Source organism: Marinomonas sp. AWM4_232, assembly GCF_056158325.1.
Window position 1 is genome coordinate 1 of the sequence record NZ_JBSWTA010000007.1, and the last position, 4,235, is coordinate 4,235.

General features: G+C 62.6%; 4 protein-coding genes and 2 pseudogenes. All 6 read right to left on the reverse strand.

The genetic code is table 11. The features are described from left to right. Window positions 1-530: pseudogene (locus ACXAC1_RS19905) on the reverse strand (hypothetical protein); the annotation flags it as partial. 692 nt (window positions 531-1,222) lie between these two features. Then, window positions 1,223-1,621: a hypothetical protein gene (locus ACXAC1_RS19910; RefSeq protein WP_475063960.1), complete on the reverse strand. Its 399-nt coding sequence runs from the start codon at window positions 1,619-1,621 to the stop codon at window positions 1,223-1,225. A gap of 292 nt (window positions 1,622-1,913) precedes the next feature. Beyond that, window positions 1,914-2,198, reverse strand: a complete 285-nt coding sequence (locus ACXAC1_RS19915; protein ID WP_475063961.1) for an ABC transporter permease subunit — start codon at window positions 2,196-2,198, stop codon at window positions 1,914-1,916. After that, window positions 2,197-2,787: pseudogene (locus ACXAC1_RS19920) on the reverse strand (ABC transporter permease); the annotation flags it as partial. The gene ACXAC1_RS19915 and the pseudogene ACXAC1_RS19920, both read right to left, overlap by 2 nt. Next, window positions 2,784-3,767 carry an ABC transporter permease gene (locus tag ACXAC1_RS19925; RefSeq protein WP_055655090.1) on the reverse strand — a complete coding sequence of 328 codons (984 nt, stop codon included), beginning with the start codon at window positions 3,765-3,767 and terminating at the stop codon, window positions 2,784-2,786. The gene ACXAC1_RS19925 and the pseudogene ACXAC1_RS19920, both read right to left, overlap by 4 nt. Continuing rightward, on the reverse strand, window positions 3,764-4,235 hold a 472-nt coding region (locus ACXAC1_RS19930), incomplete at its 5' end, for an ATP-binding cassette domain-containing protein (RefSeq protein ID WP_475063958.1). The genes ACXAC1_RS19930 and ACXAC1_RS19925, both read right to left, overlap by 4 nt.

Sequence of the window (4,235 nt, forward strand, 5' to 3'; positions counted from 1 at the left end):
ACCTTCCCAGCGTATTGCTTCAGCCGAGAGAGACGTTGGCCGCCGCTTCCGCGTGGGCCAGCCTGCGGCCGTTTTTCAGTATCACCCTCCGCCACCAGCAACGCGGCGCCGATACTGGTTCCGGTGAGCGACCCAGCCGATGCTTCAACCGGCCGCCCGGTCGCAGCCTCCAGCATGTCAAGGTAAAGCCCGTTTTGCGCGAACGGCCCCTCCACAACAATTGGACCTTCTGCTCCGGTCATCGCCAGGCGCTCTGCCGTCACCAGCGCCAGATAGAAGGACAAAGCCGCAAAGCATTCGCCGTCGGTCAGGACCGTCTCATCCACGCTCCAGTGATACTCGCTGCCCTGGAAAGGGCCGGAACGTGGGTCGACAGCGGGAAAAAGCATGATCTCGCGATAAAGCACGGTATCAATCTGTTCTTCCGAACAGCCCTTTTCACGTCCCTTCAGGATCATGTCGAACTCACGTCCCCCCATGAACCTTGCCGAAGGCACGGGATCACCGAAAGCGTTGACGTTGATCAGCATGATCGCGCGCCGGATCGAGGCGCTATCCGGCCGCCCCCCCACCGCCATGCGAGATCACCCATGTCCCGGTGGAGACCACCGCAAACGGAGGCTGTCGGCAGGCTGCGCAGATGCGGACAGCAGCGAGGCGTTGGAATTGTGGATGCCGGACAGTCGACGGGGGTGTCCGGCGGCAAGCCCGGTGCGGGCGGCGATCTGCGGCAGGATGTGACCCGAGACGCAGTCGCTGGCATGATTGAGCACGGGCGCCATCTTCCCCTCGAGCCCGAGCGCCGTCGACCAGCGAGCGAAAAGCCCGTCCTCGGACGCGGCATCCACAGATCGGTGTGACAGCCAAGCGAGGTCATACTCGCAGCGAAAGCACGCCGGTGAGCCGGCCCGACCAATACTGCGGATAGGTCACCACCGTGCGCCAGCCGGTCACGCAGGCCCGTCTCCGTTTGCAGCAGCCAATGCAGCTGCGCCCCCGGCATTGAGCCCCATGCGGCAGTCCGCGGCGAGCCGGTTCCGGGCAAAGTCCGGGCCGGATGGCGTCATAGGCGTCGGCCAGATCGTCCGGGACCGGTGTGTTCGTAATCCAGCACCGGCGCAGGCAAGGTTCCCCGGCGCTGTCCAGCAGAACGCCAGCGAGGCGCCATGGGTGGTGATGCTGATAGCGCGTCGATCCCCTGCTCGGCCTTGTGCAGCGCCGCTCAGCCCCTCGCATCATGAAACTCCCAATAGCCCGTCGATGTCGTAATGCGGATAGGGCGGCCGTCCGTCCGGACGGTGTTGGGGCGCGTCCGGACGGCGATCTCGGACGAGGCTCTGCATATCGACCAAGGCCAGCTTGGCGTTGGTCTTGCCGATGTCCCATGACGGCGACACGGCGTGGAGCGGTTCCGCCAACGCTCAATGGCATGATGAAACATCGGTTGCGAGCGGCACGGCCAGCTGGTTCGTTGTCGGGGTTGGTCTGCCATGATATCGGCCATATGCGCCCACCAGCGCTGCATGACCTCGGTGCTGCGGCAGCGCGTCCATACTCGTGGCCATCCTCGCACCGCCAAAGCACGCCGAAGAGGATGGTCGGTCTCGGGGTCGAGGTGGATCGAGTAGTCGCTCGACGCCCGCGTCTTTCAGCAAGGCGGCCAGTTCGGGCCAGATCGCGTCATGGCGGCGTTCCGGTACTCTTCGGCTGCCATGCCGGGGTTGAGCTCCATGCTTGAAGGCATATTTCTCCATGGTTCAGCGCCTTCCGCTTTGCGAGAACCCGGTGGGCGATGCGCGGCAGGGCGATGACGGCGATCAGCAGCAGCGCCGATGAAGATCGACATGACGATGCCCGGCACGTTGAGCAGGCCCGAGCCCGAAGGTGACCATGCCCCATGACGAAGGCGGCGATCACCACGCCGGGGATGGAGCCCGAGCCGCCGAGGATACTGACACGCCGCCGAGCACCACCATTGTCACGATCTCAAGCTCCCAGCCGAAAGCAATCGATGGTCTTGTCGCCCCGAGGCGCGAGGTCAGGCAGATGGCGGCAACACCGGACATAAGCCCCGTGAGCAGGAAAAGTGACGAATTTGACCCGCGGCACGCGAATACCGGAAAAAAGCTGGCGCCGACAGGGTTGTTGCCGACGATATAGACCGCGCGGCCAAAGTTCGTCTTGATGCAGGATGACAGGCAATAGAGCGATGGCCAGCAGAGCGAACAGGACGAACTCGAAAGAGATCACCCACCAGACGTAGCCCTGACCGAAAAAGGCAAAGTCGGACGGATAGCCGGTGTAGGCCTTGTCGCCGAGCACGATATAGGAAATGCCGCGGAACAGGCTCATGGTGCCGATGGTCACAACGATGGACGGCAGGCCGAAGCCGGTCACCAGGAAGCCGTTGAAGGCACCGCACAACAGCCCTGTGCCGAGGCCGATCAACACCAGAACCGGCGTATCGGCCCCCATCTGGACGGCAAAGCCCATGGCCGTTGACGAAAGTGCAATGATCGAGGCAACCGAAAGGTCGATCTCGCCGGAAATGATCAATAGCCCCATTGCAAAGGCGATCATCGCCTTTTCGGTGAAATTGAAGGTCGCGTCGGAGAGGTTCCACGGGTCGAGGAAATAAGGCGAGGCAAAGCTGTTCAGCGTGAAGACGGCGACGGCGACCACCAGCAAAAGCAGTTCCCAGCTCACCAGAAACCGCTGCAGCGGCGACTTCAGCCTGTCCGGAATTTGACGCCCCTGCGCGCCGGTGTCTGGGGTGGCGAGGCTCATGCTGCGTGCTCCGCTTTTTTCAGGATCACCCGGCCCTTGGTCCGGTTGGACGTGGCGTTGAAGGCTACGGCGATGATGATCGCGCTGCCGGAAATCGCGAGTTGCCAGAAGGGCGAGATATTGATCACCGGAAGGGCGTTCTTGACGATACCGAGGAACAGCGCACCGAGCAGAGCCCCGCCGACAGACCCGATGCCGCCGGCAATCGAGATACCGCCGATGACACAGGCCGCGACCACCTCAAGTTCGAAACCGCCTGCGATATCGACATAGGCAACGGCATAGCGGGCAACCCAGAGATAGCCGGTGAGGCCGGCAAGCGCGCCGGAAATGACATAGGCCGCGCATTGGGTGAGGCCGACATTGATGCCCGTATAGACCGCCGCGTGCGGATTGCCGCCAACGGCAAAGAAAGCCCTGCCAAGTGGTGTTCGCCCGACCAGAACGATGAACCCGATCACGACGGCGATCGCTATCCACGACAGAACCGGCAGACCGAGCACGACCTCACGCGGGAAGGCCTTGAAGGCGTCACTCATCTCATGGGCGTTGATCCACTCCCCGCCGGAAATGACGAAGATGATGCCCCGGTAGATGGTCATGGTGCCAAGGGTGACGACAATGGGCGGAATATCCAGCTTCCAGACAAGCAGTCCGTTTGCAAGCCCCATCAAGGCCCCAAGACAGATCGCCAGGGCCAGGATAACCGGCACCGGCAGACCGGGCATCGCCATGTTGAGCATGGCAACCACCATGCCGGTGAGCGCAAGGTTGGCGGCAACCGACAGATCGATACACCGGGTGAGGATCACCACCATCTGGCCGAGGGCCAGAATGATCAGCGGAGCCGTGTCGTTGAAGACATTCGCCAGGTTGGACGGCGCGACGAAGCCGGGAAAGCGGGTGGCGATGGCCAGCACCAGAACCAGGATAGCTCCGGCGAGAATGGTCTCGCGCGATTTCATCAGCGAGCGGATCATGTGCGCACCTCCGTGATGCCGGCAGCCGCCCGCACCAGATGTTCCGGCGACAGGTCAGCGCCTTCAAATTCGGCGGCGATACGCCCCTCCCGCATGACAATCACCCGGTCGGACATGCCGAGAATTTCCGGAATTTCGGACGACACCATGATGACCGCCAGACCTTCGGCGGCCAGTTCCGCCATGAATTCATGCACCGCGGCCTTGGACCCGATGTCGATGCCCTTGGTGGGTTCGTCCAGGATGATCACCCGAGGTTTGGTCGCAAGCCATTTGGCGATGACAACCTTCTGCTGGTTGCCGCCGGACAGTTCGCCGATATCCTGGTCAAGAGCTGCTGCGCGCAAGTCCAGCCGCCGCGTGTAGTCGCGGGCCAGCTTGAATTCCTCCGCAAGCTGCAGGAACCCCTTGCGCGAGGTTTCCTTGAGCGACGGCAGCGAGACATTCTGGAAAATGGGCAGGCCCTTG

Bases quoted from the DNA above. Each gene is read 5' to 3' on its own strand.
- ACXAC1_RS19925 (WP_055655090.1), bottom strand. From the start codon at position 3,767: ATGATCCGCTCGCTGATGAAATCGCGCGAGACCATTCTCGCCGGAGCT.